General features: G+C 66.6%; 16 protein-coding genes. 11 read left to right on the top strand and 5 right to left on the bottom strand.

Translation table 11 applies throughout. From position 1 onward, the window contains the following. On the bottom strand, positions 1 to 583 hold a 583-nt coding region (lppK, locus tag A9X01_RS03915; protein WP_065119377.1), incomplete at its 3' end, for a lipoprotein LppK. A gap of 283 nt (positions 584 to 866) precedes the next feature. Here lppK and arc point away from each other — a divergent pair. Continuing rightward, positions 867 to 2,696, top strand: coding sequence for a proteasome ATPase (gene arc / locus A9X01_RS03910; protein ID WP_065119376.1), 1,830 nt, complete (start codon positions 867 to 869; stop codon positions 2,694 to 2,696). 44 nt (positions 2,697 to 2,740) lie between these two features. Continuing rightward, entirely contained in the window at positions 2,741 to 4,510 is a 1,770-nt protein-coding gene (locus tag A9X01_RS03905) for a hypothetical protein (protein WP_065119375.1), read from the top strand. Here the strand turns inward: A9X01_RS03905 and A9X01_RS03900 are convergent. Together A9X01_RS03900 and A9X01_RS03895 are read right to left on the bottom strand one after the other, a co-directional pair. After that, the gene (locus A9X01_RS03900) at positions 4,507 to 5,148 is read right to left on the bottom strand and encodes a hypothetical protein (protein ID WP_065119374.1); all 642 of its coding nucleotides are present in this window, start codon (positions 5,146 to 5,148) and stop codon (positions 4,507 to 4,509) included. The two genes, A9X01_RS03905 and A9X01_RS03900, sit on opposite strands and share 4 nt — an antisense overlap. A 9-nt stretch (positions 5,149 to 5,157) precedes the next feature. Next, entirely contained in the window at positions 5,158 to 6,351 is a 1,194-nt protein-coding gene (locus A9X01_RS03895; RefSeq protein WP_216638889.1) for an MFS transporter, read from the bottom strand. Positions 6,352 to 6,663: 312 nt separating this feature from the next. Between A9X01_RS03895 and dop the strand changes: the two genes are divergently transcribed. The 4 genes from dop to prcA all read left to right on the top strand — a co-directional run bounded on the left by dop (position 6,664) and on the right by prcA (position 10,085). After that, a complete protein-coding gene (gene dop, locus A9X01_RS03890; protein ID WP_065037058.1) occupies positions 6,664 to 8,160 on the top strand; it encodes a pup deamidase/depupylase in 1,497 nt (498 codons plus the stop codon). Positions 8,161 to 8,275: 115 nt separating this feature from the next. Beyond that, the gene (locus A9X01_RS03885) at positions 8,276 to 8,470 is read left to right on the top strand and encodes a ubiquitin-like protein Pup (protein ID WP_036361021.1); all 195 of its coding nucleotides are present in this window, start codon (positions 8,276 to 8,278) and stop codon (positions 8,468 to 8,470) included. Further along, positions 8,467 to 9,339, top strand: a complete 873-nt coding sequence (gene prcB, locus A9X01_RS03880) for a proteasome subunit beta (protein ID WP_065119373.1) — start codon at positions 8,467 to 8,469, stop codon at positions 9,337 to 9,339. The genes A9X01_RS03885 and prcB overlap by 4 nt, the downstream gene beginning before the upstream one ends. Next, positions 9,336 to 10,085 (top strand): proteasome subunit alpha, encoded by a 750-nt coding sequence (gene prcA, locus A9X01_RS03875; protein ID WP_065119372.1) that lies wholly within the window; start codon positions 9,336 to 9,338, stop codon positions 10,083 to 10,085. Before prcB ends, prcA begins: the two co-directional genes overlap by 4 nt. Positions 10,086 to 10,096: 11 nt before the next feature. Here the strand turns inward: prcA and A9X01_RS03870 are convergent, their stop codons facing one another. After that, positions 10,097 to 11,443, bottom strand: coding sequence for a PP2C family protein-serine/threonine phosphatase (locus tag A9X01_RS03870; RefSeq protein WP_253848915.1), 1,347 nt, complete (start codon positions 11,441 to 11,443; stop codon positions 10,097 to 10,099). Positions 11,444 to 11,583: 140 nt separating this feature from the next. Continuing rightward, positions 11,584 to 13,167, bottom strand: a complete 1,584-nt coding sequence (locus tag A9X01_RS03865) for a PPE family protein (protein WP_065119371.1) — start codon at positions 13,165 to 13,167, stop codon at positions 11,584 to 11,586. Positions 13,168 to 13,314: 147 nt separating this feature from the next. Here A9X01_RS03865 and pafA point away from each other — a divergent pair, with 147 nt between their 5' ends. The 5 genes from pafA (at position 13,315) to tatC (ending at position 17,986) form a co-directional block, all read left to right on the top strand. After that, complete coding sequence (gene pafA / locus A9X01_RS03860; protein WP_099051147.1) at positions 13,315 to 14,673, top strand: Pup--protein ligase; 1,359 nt, start codon at positions 13,315 to 13,317, stop codon at positions 14,671 to 14,673. A 7-nt stretch (positions 14,674 to 14,680) separates the two neighbouring features. Further along, entirely contained in the window at positions 14,681 to 15,688 is a 1,008-nt protein-coding gene (locus A9X01_RS03855; RefSeq protein WP_065119370.1) for a helix-turn-helix transcriptional regulator, read from the top strand. Further along, complete coding sequence (locus tag A9X01_RS03850) at positions 15,685 to 16,665, top strand: helix-turn-helix transcriptional regulator (protein ID WP_065119369.1); 981 nt, start codon at positions 15,685 to 15,687, stop codon at positions 16,663 to 16,665. The genes A9X01_RS03855 and A9X01_RS03850 overlap by 4 nt, the downstream gene beginning before the upstream one ends. Before the next feature lie 78 nt (positions 16,666 to 16,743). After that, on the top strand, positions 16,744 to 17,007 hold the full coding sequence (gene tatA, locus A9X01_RS03845) for a Sec-independent protein translocase subunit TatA (protein ID WP_065119368.1): 264 nt from the start codon (positions 16,744 to 16,746) through the stop codon (positions 17,005 to 17,007). A 25-nt stretch (positions 17,008 to 17,032) separates the two neighbouring features. Beyond that, complete coding sequence (gene tatC / locus A9X01_RS03840; protein WP_155771915.1) at positions 17,033 to 17,986, top strand: twin-arginine translocase subunit TatC; 954 nt, start codon at positions 17,033 to 17,035, stop codon at positions 17,984 to 17,986. Positions 17,987 to 17,989: the final 3 nt, after the last annotated feature.

The following is a 17,989-nucleotide window of genomic DNA, read 5'->3' as shown; positions in this document are numbered from 1 at the left end:
GAGCCCAGCCCCGCGCCGACCTCCGCTCCGACGTCGTCGCCGGGGTCCTGAAAGGCATGTGGATCGGCTGGCTCGAGGTGCGGTTGCTCAGCCCCAAAAGCATCGCCGCGGTCTTGCGCGACAACTGCCACCCGGATTGGAACGGGACGAACTCCATCGGGAACGTGAACTCGCGCCGCTCGGGGTTGGCGGTGGTGACGACGACGGTGGACGTGACGTGCGACGGGTTCGCGCCCGACCAGGCGATGTTGTTGGCCGCGAACGCCATCGGCAGGTAGCCGCCGTCGCGTGCGGCGGTGGTGAAGTTGTCCAGGGCTTGCGCGGTCTCCGGCGTCGAGCCTTCGACCAGGTTGAGTTTCTCGGTGCCGGGCACCGCCGGGTCGGCGAGGCGGAACAGCACATCGTTGAGTGCCTCGGGAGGGGGCAGGGGAGCGCTCGGCGGGGTCACTACGCTCGACGTCGCCGGTGGCGGCGGCGGTTCGGCGGAATCCATTCGCCGCGCCGCTTGTTGCGAACAACCGGTGAGTCCTACCGCCGCCACGGTGATGGCGGTGCCCAGTGTTACGCAGAGGTTTCCGGACATCCAGCGGCAGGGCTCAGTGGCGAAAAAACGGGTATAGGCAGGGGAATGCAACGGAAGTCACACCCGGGTCGGCCGCACCCGTCGCTGCGGCCCCCGGAAGGCCTGTGGCTAGGGATTTCGCGGTCACAGAAGTCCTTTCGCTCGGCCCGAGTAGAAGCCGAGATTACCAGCGTGACCCAACTTGTAACTTTTCAACCGCATTTGACTACACACATCAAACGCTGCCGGCCGGTAGCGTTGAAGTATCCGCCACGCCATCCTTGGTGCGGGAAAGGAGCGCAACATGGGTGACTCAGAGCGTTCTGAAGCATTCAAAACATCACGCGATATCCCCCTGTCCAGCGAAGATGCTGCAGAACTCGAACAACTGCGGCGCGAGGCCGCGGTTCTGCGTGAGCAACTCGATAATGCGGTTGCACACCAGAACCCCACTCGCTCGGCCCGCGATGTCCATCAACTCGAAGCGCGTATCGACTCGCTCGCCGCGCGCAATTCGAAATTAATGGAAACTCTTAAAGAGGCCCGCCAACAACTGTTGGCGCTGCGCGAGGAAGTCGACCGACTCGGTCAGCCGCCCAGCGGTTACGGCGTTCTGCTCGGTGCGCACGACGACGAGACCGTCGACGTGTTCACGTCCGGGCGCAAGATGCGCCTCACGTGCTCGCCGAACATCGACACGTCGCTGCTGAAGAAGGGGCAGACCGTGCGCCTCAACGAGGCGCTGACGGTCGTGGAGGCCGGCACCTATGAGTCGGTCGGTGAGATCTCGACGCTGCGCGAGGTGCTCGGCGACGGTCATCGTGCTTTGGTGGTCGGCCACGCCGACGAGGAGCGCATCGTGTGGCTGGCCGAGCCGTTGGTCGCCGAGGATCTGCCCGAAGGGCACCCCGACGCCCTCAACGACGACAGCCGGCCGCGCAAGCTGCGGCCCGGCGACTCGCTGCTGGTCGACACCAAGGCCGGGTACGCCTTCGAGCGCATCCCGAAGGCCGAGGTCGAAGACCTGGTGCTGGAAGAGGTTCCCGACGTCAGCTACGAGGACATCGGTGGCCTGACCCGGCAGATCGAGCAGATCCGCGACGCCGTCGAACTGCCGTTCCTGCACAAGGAGCTCTACCGGGAGTACGCGCTGCGCCCGCCCAAAGGTGTGCTGCTCTACGGCCCGCCCGGTTGCGGTAAGACCCTCATCGCCAAGGCGGTCGCCAACTCGCTGGCCAAGAAGATGGCCGACCTGCGCGGTGACGATGCGCGCGAGGCGAAGTCGTACTTCCTCAACATCAAGGGCCCCGAGCTGCTCAACAAGTTCGTCGGTGAGACCGAGCGGCACATCCGGCTGATCTTCCAACGCGCCCGGGAGAAGGCGTCGGAAGGCACCCCGGTGATCGTGTTCTTCGACGAGATGGACTCGATCTTCCGCACCCGCGGCACCGGCGTCTCCTCCGACGTCGAGACCACTGTGGTTCCGCAGCTGCTGTCGGAGATCGACGGTGTGGAAGGCCTCGAGAACGTCATCGTGATCGGCGCCTCCAACCGTGAGGACATGATCGACCCGGCCATCCTGCGGCCCGGGCGCCTCGACGTGAAGATCAAGATCGAGCGGCCGGATGCCGAAGCGGCGCAGGACATCTTCTCGAAGTACCTGGTCGAGACGCTGCCGGTGCACGCCGACGACCTCGCCGAGTTCGACGGCGACCGCAGCCTCTGCATCAAGGCGATGATCGAGAAGGTCGTCGACCGGATGTACGCCGAAATCGACGACAACCGGTTCCTGGAGGTCACCTACGCCAACGGTGACAAGGAAGTCATGTACTTCAAGGACTTCAACTCCGGCGCGATGATCCAGAACGTGGTCGACCGGGCGAAGAAGAACGCGATCAAGTCGGTGCTGGAGACGGGCCAACCCGGTCTGCGCATCCAGCATCTACTCGACTCGATCGTCGACGAGTTCGCCGAGAACGAGGACCTGCCCAACACCACGAATCCCGATGACTGGGCGCGGATCTCGGGCAAGAAGGGCGAGCGGATCGTGTACATCCGCACCCTGGTCACCGGCAAGTCGTCGAGTGCGTCGCGGGCCATCGACACCGAGTCGAACCTGGGGCAGTACCTGTAGGAGCGTTCGGGCGCTTGTCGGTAGCCCCGGCTAGCGTCGCGCTCATGCGGCTACGTTTCGGGACTTCGGACTACCACGCCTTCATCGACACCCGAGGTGTCCTACTGGACGAGCTCGATGAGTGGTTGGCTCCCAAGCAACCTGAACGCGTTGAGGTGCTCGCCGACGTCAAGTCCTTCTTGGACTGGCGTTATCGGGAGTCGATCGGGGCGCTCGACGAGTTCACCCTCAGCGACATATCGCGGTTTCTGCTCGAGTGGTGTCCGCGCCGGTTGAAGGGGCAGCCGGATGCCGCCATCAACCTGTGCTCTGCGGTCGGTGTGTACTTCGACTTCATGGCTGACACCGGACGTCTCGTCGGCGGCGCCGGCCGTGCTGCGAGGCTGAGAAGCCTGACTGACGACCTCGTCCGGACTGTCGTTGCAGAAGTGCGCGATCCCACGCCGGCCGTTGGCGAGTCGTACCAGCTACCGTTCCTGCACGTTCCGCCGTCGGCATCCGATGTGGCGGCGGCCGCTGAGGCAGCGCCGTTACTGACGAAAATCGATGCGCTGCGCAGCTATGTCGGTTCCGCTGGCAAGCCGCTTACGGACAAGGGGCACTTCCAACTGGCTGACGGCCGTGCGCTGGTTGAGAAGTTGCAAACCGGCGACGTGCTGGCGGTCGAGCTGGGTGGTCGGACAATACGACCCCAATCGACGGCCAGTATGCGGCGCTTGAATTTCATATTTTCCAGTGCGGTCGAGTTGGGTGCGGTGAAGCTGCGCCAACATCGCGTAGTCCCAGGACCGACTTGGGATTCACTCACACCAGTGGAGCGGGCGCGTGGGCTGTTCGCGGCGATTCGCGAGCTAAGGCCGCTGCGGTCGCTCTTAGGGGGCTGGGGTGGGGAGAGCGACGAGCTGGCCAAGCTGCTGGAAGACGGGATCGTGCACTGGCTTGTTGCGCTACTTATCCGCGACGGCGGCGAGGTGCCGTTCGACATCCTCCTGAATTTCGTTCAATCGGTCGTGCTCAAGGAATTGGGGCCAGACGAGGAGGACATGCTTGAGGACAACACCGAGGAGGGGCTAGCTCTGTACCTCGAAGTGTTGGCGGAAGCCGGCGTGTTGCGATGGACGAACCGTAGCGAAGTACGGCCACTGCTCGGACCTAGCAGGTGGACCGGCGGCACACTTGCCCTGACCGCCCTGGGCCGGCACATCCTGCCGGATCATCTCAGTGCTGCTGGATACAGTTTAAGGTGCCTCGACCAAGTTGCGGAATGGGATGCAACCGCACTGATAGATGCAATGGTGTTGTCGGACAAGAAGATCCACGCGGAGCTGGTTGCCAACTGGCAAGCGCACCGACCAGCTATTGAGCGGGTGCGAATGCTGACCGAGGCCATCGTCGCGGCACCCGATGCCGCGCATCGATTAGCCGGTCTTGGGGCATTGGATGAGTTCGCCATCGAGGTGACCGAACCCTTCGTGCGTCAACTGTTGGACAGCCCGGTCTCCGGTCACGCGGCGCTGTGGTTGATTTCGCGCCAGCGCGCCGACACGGAAACTCTGGGTCGCTTCGTCGACCAGGACATCGCGGTGCTTGTTGATGCGCTCGCGCTCAAGGTGGATGAACCTGCGGCGTTGTGCAGTTTTTTCACGGGTCCAGAACCTATGCGGCAGATCGAGGACATCTGGCGCCACCCCGCGCCCGAGACCACGGTGGTACTCGAAGCACTCGGACGGCATCTGCCGGACCCCGCGCTGAGGAAGGCCGCACGAAGGGCCCTTGTCCGGCACCGCAGCTGGATGGCGAACCGGCAGAACTAGCTGGCCAGCGAGTAGCTGTTGGTCAGGTCGTCCTGCAGCACCTGGGCCGACTGCGTGGTGGTGTCGATGCGCAGCTCTTCCTTCAGCATCCGCGCGTGGTAGGACCAGCCCGCCGGCAGCTTGAGCCGATCACCGAGCTTGGGTAGGTCGCTGCGGGACAGTTCGGGGTCGACGACCTGACTCCAGGTCTGCATGACCCATTGGTGCCCATGCGGGTCTTGCAGTTCGTAGATCTCCTGGCCGGCGTCGAAGACGAACACGGTGTGGCGGCTGACGTGGTTGACGGTGTAAGGAGTCGGGTTCATCGACGACAGCAGGACCGTGGCCTGCAGCAGCATGTCGATGCCGCCGAAGGTCTTGATGATTTGCGGGCCCTGCTGGTTCTTTTCGATGCGGTTCATCAACCAGTAGCGCGGACCGTTGAGTAGTGCTGTGGCAGCACCGTTTTCGGTAGCGATCGCGTGCGGGTCGAGCGCCTTCCACAGCTCGTCGGGACAATCGTTGAGCGGGAAGCTGTTGTAGACGGTGGCTTGCGGACCCGCCTCCCCGGGGGTTACGAGAAGCACTTCGCCGTAACGTTTCCCGGACAGGTCGCCCGATTGTTGGGGCGCCGCGGAGTTCGATTGAGGGGCTGACACAGGGTGAACCTAATCACCCAGGTCAGCGGCGTCAACACTGGTCACCGGCGCGTTGACCACGCGATTGCGGTAGCGGTTGCGGGCGGTCAGGGTGAGGTGGAGATCGTCGATCAACGGGTCGACGAAGCGCGTGCGGTAATCGGCGTCGCCGGCCGCGCGGGCGCTGATGTACATGAACGTCAGGGCCCCGAGGAACAGACACAGGTGTACGAGGGAGTCGGGCACCGGCACCGTCAACCCCATGACGGTCGAGTTGTTGTCGGTGGTGCGCGCCCAGTCCTTCAGTAGTTCGGGGGTGAGCACGATCAGACCCAGGGTCACATAGATCCCAGCGGTGAGCGCGGCGACCACCATGATCTGGGCGAGTTGCGATGCCGCCAGCACGAAGACCACGTTGGCACGCTCGGCGCGACTCAGCGGCGGACTGCTCGGCGGATCCGGCATCGTCTCGAAAGGGGTGTCAGACAGGCGTTTTCGGTCGATCGGCACCGCTGCGGGGGACCGCAGCATCGGCTTGACACGTTCGGAGGTGGCGGAGACGACGAAGGCGGCGGCGATGCTCATCAGGAAGAGGATGGCCAGTGCCAGGCGGTCCCCGCTGATCGTCGCGGCCATGATCCAGACGTTGCCGTTGAAGAACACCAACGTGGTCAGCAGCACGACCGGCAGAGCCCGAACCGCCAGGCCGCCGATCGAAGCGAGGTGCGAGAGCGTCATGCGAGCCGACCATCCGATCACTGAGCCGACACCGCAGCCGGTGAGGATCATCAAGGCGAGCGCTGTCCAGACCGCATCCGGAAGGTGCGACGGGCCCGTTTCGATTGAGATGACGGTTACCACGGTGGCGATCGCTGCCGTCGATGCCAGTGCGCGGTAGCGGCCATTGGGAATCCGGGACACCAGCCAGCCGACCAGCGTCATGCCCACCGGAGCCACCACGATGAGAACCAACAAGAACCATTCCCGCGGCGACGGCGTGCCCTCGATGACGACGTCCGTCTTGCCCTCGGTGAGCAGCAGCACCGGTAGCGTCCAACAGTGCAACGTGGCGTAGGCGGCCAACACCGGAGCCGACCGTGACCACAACCGCCGCCACCGCCCTCGCGTCGTCAACACCGACGGCAGACCGCGCTGCAGGAACCAGCTTTCGGCCTCGTCGGTCGCCGACGTGCGTCCTGCCAGCGAGCGCAGAGAAGGGCTCATGCCGCGTCACTGTATCGCCGACTGGCAGCACGTGTGGCGGTGTTTGCCGGCCGTCGGGCCGAGGTGGTCACGGCCGCCTCGGGGCCGGTGCCGGCGGCCGATCGCGGCCGCCTCGGGAGCGGACCACAATCTGTGCCCGGCTTGTAGCGACAGTGTCGTTGTGCTGTCGTCCGGGAGTCGCTCCAAGCCGGGCAAGAATCGTGGTGCCTCTCCGACGGGACCGAACGCGCCGCGTGACGGCGTGCCGTCCGCTCCGGCTGGACGAGAAGGCCCGCAAGCAGGCCGCATCGTCGGCGGGCTTAGGCTCAAGGTATGCAACGGATTATCGGGACCGAGGTTGAGTACGGCATCTCGTCGCCGTCCGACCCGACCGCTAACCCGATCCTCACGTCGACGCAGGCGGTTCTGGCGTACGCCGCCGCCGCGGGTATCCAGCGCGCGAAGCGGACGCGCTGGGACTACGAGGTCGAGTCGCCGCTGCGGGACGCACGCGGTTTCGACCTGAGTCGCTCAGCCGGGCCGCCGCCGGTGGTCGACGCCGATGAGGTCGGCGCGGCGAACATGATCCTGACCAACGGGGCGCGGCTCTACGTCGACCACGCACACCCGGAGTATTCGGCGCCGGAATGCACCGACCCACTGGACGCGGTGATCTGGGACAAGGCCGGCGAACGCGTGATGGAGGCCGCCGCCCGCCACGTTGCCAGCGTGCCGGGCGCGGCCAAGCTGCAGCTCTACAAGAACAACGTGGACGGCAAAGGCGCGTCGTACGGATCGCACGAGAACTACCTGATGTCGCGGCAGACGCCGTTCTCGGCCATCATCGCCGGGCTCACCCCGTTCCTGGTGTCGCGGCAGGTGGTGACGGGTTCGGGCCGGGTCGGCATCGGCGCCTCGGGTGACGAGGCCGGTTTTCAGCTCTCGCAGCGGTCGGACTACATCGAGGTCGAGGTCGGCCTGGAAACCACCCTCAAGCGCGGCATCATCAACACCCGTGACGAGCCCCACGCCGACGCCGACCGCTACCGCCGGCTGCACGTCATCATCGGCGACGCGAATCTGGCCGAAACGTCGACCTATCTCAAGCTGGGCACTACCGCTTTGGTCCTCGACCTGATCGAGGAGGGCATCGACCTCACCGACCTGGCTCTGGCCCGCCCGGTGCACGCCGTCCACGCCATCAGCCGCGACCCCTCGCTGCGTCAGACCGTGGCCCTGGCCGACGGCCGGGAACTCACCGGGCTTGCGTTGCAACGGATCTACCTCGATCGGGTGGCCAAGCTGGTGGACAGCCGCGACAAGGATCCCCGCGCCTCCCACGTGGTGGAGACCTGGGCGCACGTCCTCGACCAGCTCGAGCGCGACCCGATGGACTGTGCGGAACTGCTGGACTGGCCGGCCAAGCTGCGGCTCCTGGAAGGTTTCCGTCAGCGTGAGAATTTGAGCTGGTCGGCGCCCCGCCTGCACCTTGTTGACCTGCAGTATTCCGACGTGCGGCTGGACAAGGGCCTCTACAACCGCCTGGTGGCGCGCGGGTCGATGAAGCGCCTGGTCACCGAGCACCAGGTGTTGGACGCGGTCGAAAACCCACCCACCGACACCCGCGCCTACTTCCGCGGCGAATGTTTGCGCCGGTTCGGTGCGGACATCGCCGCGGCCAGTTGGGACTCGGTGATTTTCGACCTGGGAGGCGACTCGCTGGTCCGGATTCCGACGCTCGAACCGCTGCGTGGCAGCAAGGCACACGTCGGCGCGCTATTGGATTCCGTGAACAGCGCAGTCGAACTGGTGGAGCAACTCACGAGCTAGACCTGGTTAGACCGACGAAACGTCGGTGCTGACCGGTAGGGTAGAGAAAAGCCAACGGGCAGATGGACACGCAACGCGGCCTGTCAGAAGGCCCGTGACGAAGCAGGAGGCGGCGATGGCGCAGGAGCAAACCAAACGTGGCGGTGGCGGCGGCGACGAGGATGATGTCACCGGCACCACGGCCGCGGGCCAGGAGCGTCGCGAAAAGCTGACCGAGGAAACAGACGATTTGCTCGACGAGATTGACGATGTCCTCGAGGAGAACGCTGAGGACTTCGTGCGCGCATACGTTCAAAAGGGCGGACAGTGACCTGGCCGTTGCCTGATCGTCTGTCCACCAACCCCGCAAGACCCGGATTCCCGGCCGTAGAACTGTCGTCGTTTGCTGACTTCTTGCGCCGGCAGGCTCCGGAACTGCTTCCCGCCAGCATCAGCGGTGCGCCCGTGTCCGACCAGTTGCCGCACGGCACCACCATCGTCGCGCTGAAATATCCCGGCGGCGTGCTGATCGCCGGCGACCGGCGCGCGACCCAGGGCAACATGATTGCCGGGCGCGACGTGCGCAAGGTCTACATCACCGACGACTACACGGCCACCGGCATCGCCGGCACCGCGGCCATCGCCGTCGAGTTCGCCCGGCTCTACGCGGTCGAGCTCGAGCACTACGAAAAGCTCGAAGGCGTGCCGCTGACGTTCGCCGGCAAGGTCAACCGGCTCGCGATCATGGTGCGCGGCAACCTGCCCGCCGCCATGCAGGGTTTGGTGGCGCTGCCACTGCTGGTGGGCTATGACATCGACGCTCCCGACCGGGAAGGCGCCGGCCGCATCGTGTCCTTTGATGCCGCCGGTGGCTGGAACATCGAGGAAGAGGGCTACCAGTCGGTGGGGTCGGGTTCGATCTTCGCCAAGTCATCGATGAAGAAGCTGTATTCACAAGTCACCGACGCCGACTCGGCGCTGCGGGTGGCCGTGGAAGCGCTCTACGACGCCGCCGACGACGACTCCGCCACCGGCGGGCCTGACCTGGTCCGCGGCATCTACCCGACGGCGGTCACCATCGACGCCGAAGGCGCCATCGACATCGCGGAGCGGCGCATCGCCGAACTGGCCCGCGATGTCATTGAAAGTCGTTCGCGTGCAGATACTTTCGGCCCCGACGCCGACGGCGGTGAGAAGTGAGTTTCCCTTATTTCATCTCGCCCGAGCAGGCCATGCGCGAGCGCAGCGAGCTCGCGCGCAAGGGCATCGCCCGCGGGCGCAGCGTGGTCGCGTTGGCGTACGCCGGCGGCGTGCTTTTCGTCGCTGAGAATCCATCGCGATCGCTGCAGAAAATCAGCGAGCTGTACGACCGCGTAGGTTTCGCCGCGGCCGGAAAGTTCAACGAATTCGACAACCTGCGCCGCGGCGGTATCCAGTTCGCCGACACTCGCGGCTACGCCTACGACCGTCGCGACGTCACCGGCCGCCAGCTAGCCAATGTCTATGCCCAGACGCTGGGCAGCATCTTCACCGAGCAGGCCAAACCGTATGAGGTCGAGTTGTGTGTGGCAGAGGTCGCGCACTACGGCGAGACGAAGCCGCCCGAGCTGTATCGGATCACCTACGACGGGTCGATCGCCGACGAGCCGCACTTCGTCGTGATGGGCGGTACCACCGAGCCGATCACCAACGCGCTCAAAGAGTCCTACACCGAGAACGCCGAGCTGCCCGACGCATTGAAGATCGCGGTAGACGCGCTGCGGGCCAGCGCCGGCGACACACCGGGCAACGGCCAGTCCACGCTCAGCATCGCCAGCCTGGAGGTCGCGATCCTGGACGCCAACCGGCCGCGGCGCGCGTTCCGCCGGCTCAACCGCGCCGCGCTGGATTCCCTGCTGGGCGAACCCGAAACCGAACCCGGATCAGAGGGCGAGTCCGCCGAATAGGCGCCCCGCGATCACGAGGCGGTGATCGCCAGCAGCGCGACGTCGTCGTCGGGACGCAGTTTCGGGATCAACATCGTCAGTTCTTCGACGAGACCCAACGCGCCCAGCCTCGCCCGTTCGGCAACGAAGGCAGCGAGATTGTCCTGGTCGAACGGCGTCGCGGCGTGGCGGGCCTCGACGATGCCGTCGGTGTAGAACAGCAAGGTCTGGCCTGGTCGCAACTGGATGACGCAGGCGTCGAACACGGCGTTCTCGATCATGCCGACCAGCATCCCGTCGGGGGATCGCACCTCTTGCGCACCGCCGGCGGGATCCAGCAGTAGTGCGGGTGGATGCCCGCCCGTGGCCATCGTCACCCGGCAACCGTCCGCGCCCGGCTCCAATGTCCCGAACAAGACCGTGCAGAAACGTCGGGGAGCCAGCTCGCGCATCAGCACCGCGTTGAGTTCAGCAAGCCCCAAGGTCGGGTCGCGGTAGTGCAGCGCGGCCGAGCGCAGGGTGTAGCGGATCAGCGACGTCGCCACCGCGGCCTCGACGCCGTGACCCTCGACATCGCCGACGAAGAACGCCCACCGGTTGTCACCCAGCGGGAACACATCATAGAAGTCCCCGCCCACCCGGCGCGGCGAAGCCGGATGGTAGTGCGCGGCGAGCGTCAGCCCCTCAATGCGCGGCAACACCGGCGGGAGCAGCGTTCGCTGCAGGACCGCCGCGTATTCCTCGGTGAGGTCTCGGTCGTACTCGGCGATGTCGCGGTCCCGCAACGCGAGGTCGCGATCCAGGCGGGCGTCGTCGCGATCCCGCCGCGCCTCGTCACGAGCCCGCTGCGCATCCGCGCGGTCGACGCGGGCGTCGTCGCGTGCGTACTCCGCCGCGTCGCGCAGCCGTCGCTCGGCCCCGAGCGCGTCCAGGGAACTCAGCCGAAGTTCGAGCTGCTCCATGACGATCGCCGCGAGATCCTCGAGCACCGAAAGCTGTTCGCCGGAAGCGTCGCGCGCCTCGTGGTCCATGACCGCGACCGTGCCGAGCCGATGCCCGTCGAACGTGACGATCGGCGCGCACGCGTAGAACCGGATCCGGTGCTCGCGCACGAACGGGTTCGTCGGAAACGCCGTGAGCGCGTCCGGCACGAAATAGGCGTTACCACTGACGATCGCGGGCTCGCACAAATTGGCACCGCGCGGGATCTGGCGAACTTCACCGAGCCCATGGACCGCGACGAACCCGATGCGGTTGCGACCGACGATCGAAACCGCCGCCATGGGTGCACCGAAGAAGCGGGCGGCGAGGCCGGCGATTCTGGCGAAAACCCGATCGGGCGGCGCGTCCAGCACGCGGTAGCGCTCAACCGCGTGCACGCGAGCCGTCTCGGCGTCTCTGCCCAGGAAAGTATTTTCAGAAATGGCTTGTCCATCCGCCGAATCACCGTGCCACCCAGGCCCGATGGGATCAGTCGAACTATAGCCAGAATCGTCGGATTCGAATCTTCCATAACACCTCACCGCCAGGTATTCGGCAGCATCGGCATGGTCGGCCCACCACCGAAATTGTCGTCGGTCAACGTCGTCAGACCCGCCGCGTCCCTGACGGTGTCGTGGGGAGCGGTCCCGGCAAGTCCCTGCGATCCAGCCCCGTGCCCGGAGGCCGTCGCATTATCCGGCGGCTCGTCGAACACTGGCTCGACGTCCACATCCATGTCCATGAACTCGTCGCCGTAGCCGCGCTGGGGGGTGCGCGTGCGCTGACGAAGCCGCGCCTGCCGGCGCAGCGCGGCCGATGACTTCGCTGTCGCGGCGGCGCTGTCCGGCTCGGACGCCTTCTTCTTGGCGCTTGCGCTCGCGCTGAACGTCATCCCCGAACCGAACCCGATTCCCGGCGGCCCGACAACGTAAGGCGGCGTGAAGCCGGGCGCGGGCGGCGCAGGGCTCAGCGGGGCGGCCCCGGTGCTCGTCGGCGCGGACGAGGGTGCCGGGGCCGACGCCGAGCCGGCGGTGGAGGCCGTGCCGATCGACGTTGGTGACGACGTCATTCCCGCGGCCGGCAAGTCCACGGCGGCCGGGATGGGCGCCGGCGCGGGCAGTTCCGTGGGTGTGGGTGCGCCCGCCAACCCGGCCAGCCCGACCAGCCCGCCCGCCGATGCCGCCGGCACCAGCATCGCGCCCCCGGCCGCTGCCAACAGCAACGGCGACTGAGTTATGGCCGTCCCCAGTTGGGCGACGTGCGTCGGCCAGTCCAACAGGGAGAGGGCCAGGAAATACTGGATCGCCTGGGTGGGATTCTGGGACATCTGCATGACGTCCCCGATCAGCTCGAGGCCGCGAGCGAGGTACCACATCGGCTGGGTGGCGTCGGCGTAGCTCTCGTAGCCGAGTCCGTTGAGCGTGCCGGCGCCGGAGTCCCAGTAGATGCCGAAGATTTTCAGGAAGTCCGATATGAGGTCCGTCAAAGGGTTGGAAACCAACGGATTTCGGATCAGCCCGTTGATGCCGAACTGCTCCAGGATCGGCGCGATCGCGTTGATCATGGCCCGGCCCGGATCCAGTGATGCCGCCGACCCAGCCATGATGGGCGGCGCTGCCGACGGCGATGGGGTGGAAGCGACCGCGGCCTGTGCCGCGGACTGGTAGGTGGTCATCGTGGTGGCGGCCTGGATCCACATCCGCACATAGTCGGCTTCGTTGAGCGCAATCGGGACGGTGTTGATGCCGAAGAAGTTCGTCGCGACCAGTGCGGCGTGGGTGGCGTGGTTGGCGGCCAACTCGGCCAGGGTCGGCATGGCCGCCAGGGCGGCGGCATACGCGGCGGCGGCGGCCTCGTGCTGGGCGGCCGCGGCGGCACCGTCAGCACTGGCCTCGAGCAGCCACGCCACGTACGGCGCCTGAGCCGCCGACCAGGATTCCGCGGCGGAGCCCTCCCAATCGGCCCCTACGGCGGCGACAAGGGCGCTGATCTCCGCGGCCGCCGCGGCGTAGTCGATGCTGAGCGACTCCCACGCCGCAGCGGCCGTCAGCAGCGACTCCGGACCGGGACCCAGGCTCAGCAGCGCGGAGTGAACCTCCGGTGGCGCGGCCATCCAGATCATCGTCAACGGGGCCTTCCGAAGCGGGCTGTGAACGGAAGTTTCGCACAGCCTAACTTTTAGATTCGCCACCCCTGCAGAGTGGGTTGGTCCGACGACGCGGGCGCGGCTGTGCACCGCCGCGGAATGACAACCAGTACCCTCGATTACGTGCAGCGACGAATAATGGGCATCGAGACCGAATTCGGTGTCACCTGCACCTTCCACGGGCATCGACGCCTGTCCCCAGACGAGGTAGCCCGCTACCTGTTCCGGCGGGTGGTCTCGTGGGGTCGCAGCTCGAATGTTTTCTTGCGCAACGGGGCTCGCCTCTACCTCGATGTGGGCAGCCATCCGGAGTACGCAACCGCGGAGTGCGACAGCCTGGTGCAGCTGGTCACGCACGACCGGGCCGGGGAGTGGGTGCTCGAAGACCTGCTGGTCGACGCCGAGCAGCGGCTCGCCGACGAGGGCATCGGCGGCGACATCTATCTGTTCAAGAACAACACCGACTCGGCGGGCAACTCGTACGGCTGCCACGAGAACTACCTGATCGTGCGCGCGGGCGAATTCTCCCGGATCTCCGACGTGCTGCTGCCGTTCCTGGTCACCCGCCAGCTGATCTGCGGCGCCGGCAAGGTCCTGCAGACCCCCAAAGCCGCCACCTTCTGCCTGAGCCAGCGCGCCGAGCACATCTGGGAAGGGGTGTCGTCGGCGACCACCCGCAGCCGGCCGATCATCAACACCCGCGACGAGCCGCACGCCGACGCCGAGAAGTACCGCCGGCTGCACGTTATCGTCGGCGACTCCAACATGTGCGAGACGACCACCATGCTCAAGGTGGGCACCGCGGCGCTGGTGCTGGAGATGATCGAGGCCGGGGTGGCGTTCCGGGACTTCTCGCTGGACAACCCGATCCGCGCCATCCGCGAAGTCAGCCACGACGTCACCGGCCGTCGTCCCGTCCGGCTGGCGGGCGGCCGCCAGGCAAGCGCGCTGGACATCCAGCGCGAGTACTACAGCCGCGCCGTAGAGCACTTGCAGACCCGTGAGCCCAACGCCCAGATCGAGCAGGTCGTGGACCTGTGGGGCCGCCAGCTCGACGCCGTGGAAAGCCAGGACTTCGCCAAGGTGGACACCGAGATCGACTGGGTGATCAAGCGCAAGCTGTTCCAGCGCTACCAGGACCGCTACAACATGGAGTTGTCCGACCCGAAGATCGCCCAGCTCGATTTGGCCTACCACGACATCAAGCGCGGCCGCGGCGTGTTCGACCTGCTACAGCGAAAGGGCCTGGCCACCCGGGTCACCACCGACGAGGAGATCGCCGACGCGGTCGAGCGGCCGCCGCAGACCACGCGGGCCAGGTTGCGCGGCGAGTTCATCAGCGCTGCACAGGCGGCCGGACGTGACTTCACCGTCGACTGGGTGCACCTTAAGCTCAACGACCAGGCACAGCGAACCGTGCTGTGCAAAGACCCGTTCCGGGCCGTCGACGAACGGGTGAAACGACTGATCGCGAGCATGTAGCCGACGAATGGCCATTTCGAAAGTCGAACGGCTGGTCAACCTGGTCATCGCGCTGCTATCGACCCGCGGCTACATCACCGCCGAGAAAATCAGGTCCAGCGTCGCGGGGTACTCCGAGAGCCCTTCGGCCGAGGCGTTCTCCCGGATGTTCGAACGCGACAAGAACGAACTGCGCGACCTGGGCATCCCGCTGGAAGTCGGGCGGGTGTCGAACCTGGACCCCACCGAGGGCTACCGCATCAACCGCGATGCCTACGCGCTGCCGGACGTCGAGTTGACGCATGAAGAAGCCGCCGCGGTGGCCGTCGCGACCCAACTCTGGCAGTCGCCCGAGTTGATCACCGCCACGCAGGGGGCGCTGCTCAAGTTGCGCGCGGCCGGCGTGGACGTCGATCCGGCCGACTACGGTGCCCCGGTCGCCATCGCGTCGCCGGCCGGATTGCCGGGCCTGCGCGGATCCGAGGATGTCCTCGGAATCCTGTTGGAAGCCATCAATTCTCGGCGGGTGGTGCAGTTCCCGCACCGGCCCTCCCGCGCCGAGCCGTACACCACTCGCACGGTCGAACCGTGGGGTGTGGTCACCAACAAGGGCCGCTGGTATCTCGTCGGGCACGACCGCGACCGCAACGCCACCCGCACGTTTCGGGTCTCCCGCATCGGTGCCGAGGTCGTACCGATGGGGGAGGCGGGGGCGGTCACCGTGCCCGACGGCGTTGACCTGTCGCAGATCGTGGCCCGGGCCGTGGCCGAGGCGCCCACCGGCGCGCAGGCCAAGGTGTGGGTGGCCGACGGCCGCGCGACGGCGTTGCGCCGCGCCGGCCGCTCGGTGGAGTCCCGCCCGCTCGCCGGGCGTGCCGGTGAGGTGATCGAGCTCGACATCTCCTTCGGTGACCGGTTGGCGCGCGAAATCGCCGGCTATGGCGCGGACGCGATCGTGCTGGAGCCGGCGTCGCTGCGCCAGGACGTGGTGGCGAGGTTGCGGGCGGCGGCGGGGCGGTCGGGAGTAGAAGCGTGACTCCGGTCTCGACCCGCCTGGTACGGCTGCTCAATATGGTGCCGTACCTGCAGGCCAATCCCCGGATCACCCGCGCTGAGGCCGCCGCCGACCTCGGTGTCTCCGAGCAGCAGCTCGAGCAGGACCTCAACCAGCTGTGGATGTGTGGTCTGCCCGGCTACGACCCCGGCGACCTCATCGACTTCGAGTTCTCAGGCGACACCGTCAAAGTGACCTTCTCCGCCGGTATCGACCGGCCGCTCAAGCTCACATCGCCCGAGGCCACCGGGCTGTTGGTGGCCCTGCGGGCGTTGGCCGACTTCCCCGGCGTGGTCGATCCCGAGGCGGCGCGCAGCGCGATCGCCAAGATCGCGGCCGCGGCCGGCGCGGCCGGGCCCGACAACGCGGTGGCCGCCACCGACGAGCCCGCGCCCTTGGAGAGCCGGGCCGCGGCCACCGTGCGCGCCGCCGTGCGCGAAAAGCGGGCCCTGACGATCGACTACTATGCCGCCTCCCATGACTCCCTCACCTCCCGCATCGTCGACCCGATCCGGGTGCTGCTGATCGGCGACCACAGCTACCTGGAAGCGTGGTCACGCGAAGCCGAGGGGGTGCGGCTGTTCCGGTTCGACCGCATCGTCGACGCCGCCGAGCGGGGTGAGCCCGCATTGCCGCCGGAGCCGGTCCTGCAAGCCCCACCCGACACCTCGCTGTTCGACGGCGACCCGTCGCTGCCCTCGGCGTTGCTGCGGGTGAGCCCGTCGGCATCGTGGATGTTCGAATACTTCCCGATCAGGGAGGTACGCGAGCTGTCCGACGGCTCGTGTGAGGGGACGATGACCTACGCCTCCGAGGACTGGATGACCCGGCTGGTGCTGGGCTTCGGAGCCGCGGTGCAGGTGCTGGAGCCGCAAACGCTGGCCCAGCGGGTCCAAGCCGCGGCCGTGGCGGCTCTGCAGGCGTACGAAGCCGTCGAACACGCTGCTGAACAGGCGTGACGCGCAGGCACCGTTCGCATGTCCCGGAGCGACCGCCGTGCTGCGGTAGCATCGGGTGAACGTCTGGAGGTAATCAAAGTGGGCAGTCTTCAACCGTGGCACTGGCTGATCCTCGCTGTCGTGGTGATTGTGTTGTTCGGTGCCAAGCGGCTCCCTGACGCGGCGCGCTCACTGGGCAAGTCGCTGCGAATCTTCAAGTCCGAGGTCCGTGAGCTGCAGAGCGAGAACAAGTCCGAGCCGTCGATCGAGACCCCGGCGACCCCTGCGGCCGCCCCGACACCGGTGCAGTCGCAGCGCGTCGAATCCACCGAGCAGGGCCACACCGAGGCGCGGCCGGCATAGTCCGGCGTCCCGCTGACCGAATGTCGTGAAAGCTCCCCGGGTTTCTGCGCGCGCTCTCGGTCCTCTCAAACGGCTCAATCCGCGCAATCGGCGTAGCCGCGTCAACCCCGACGGGACCATGTCCCTGGTCGAGCACCTGACCGAACTGCGGGCCCGCCTACTGATTTCGCTGGCCGCGATCGTCGTCACCACGGCCTTCGGTTTCATCTGGTACTCACATCCGATCTTCGGGCTCGAGAGCCTGGGCGAATGGCTGCGGCAACCGTATTGCGCTCTGCCGCAGTCGTCCCGGGCGAACATCAGCGCCGACGGCCAGTGCCGGCTGCTGGCAACCGCGCCCTTCGACCAGTTCATGCTGCGGCTCAAGGTCGGCATGACGGCCGGCATCGTGCTGGCCTGCCCGGTGTGGTTCTACGAGCTGTGGGCGTTCATCACGCCGGGTCTTTACAAGAAGGAGCGCCGCTTCGCGGTGGCCTTCGTGATCCCGGCGGTAATCCTGTTCATGGCCGGTGCGGCGCTGGCGTACCTGGTGTTGTCCAAGGCGTTGAGCTTCCTGCTGACCGTCGGCAGCGACGTGCAGGTCACGGCGCTGTCCGGGGACCGGTATTTCGGGTTCCTGATCAACCTCCTCGTGGTGTTCGGGGTCAGCTTCGAATTCCCGCTGCTGATCGTCATGCTCAACATCGCCGGCATCCTGACCTACGAGCGGCTCAAAGCCTGGCGGCGCGGGCTGATCTTTGCGATGTTCCTGTTCGCGGCGGTGTTCACGCCCGGCTCGGACCCGTTCTCGATGACCGCGCTCGGTCTGGCGTTGACCGTGCTGCTGGAGTTCGCCATTCAGATCGCCCGGGTGCACGACAAGCGCAAAGCTAAGCGCGAAGCCGCCGCGATCCCGGACGACGAGGCGTCGCCCATCGAGCCGCCCTCGCCGATACCGGCGCCCTCGGTGATCGGCGGATCCCATGACGACGTCACCTGAACC

Source organism: Mycobacterium asiaticum (assembly GCF_001668675.1).
Lineage (GTDB): Bacteria > Actinomycetota > Actinomycetes > Mycobacteriales > Mycobacteriaceae > Mycobacterium > Mycobacterium asiaticum_D.
The sequence above is the reverse complement of the archived record's forward strand: the minus strand, read 5'-3'. Positions and strand labels throughout refer to the sequence as shown.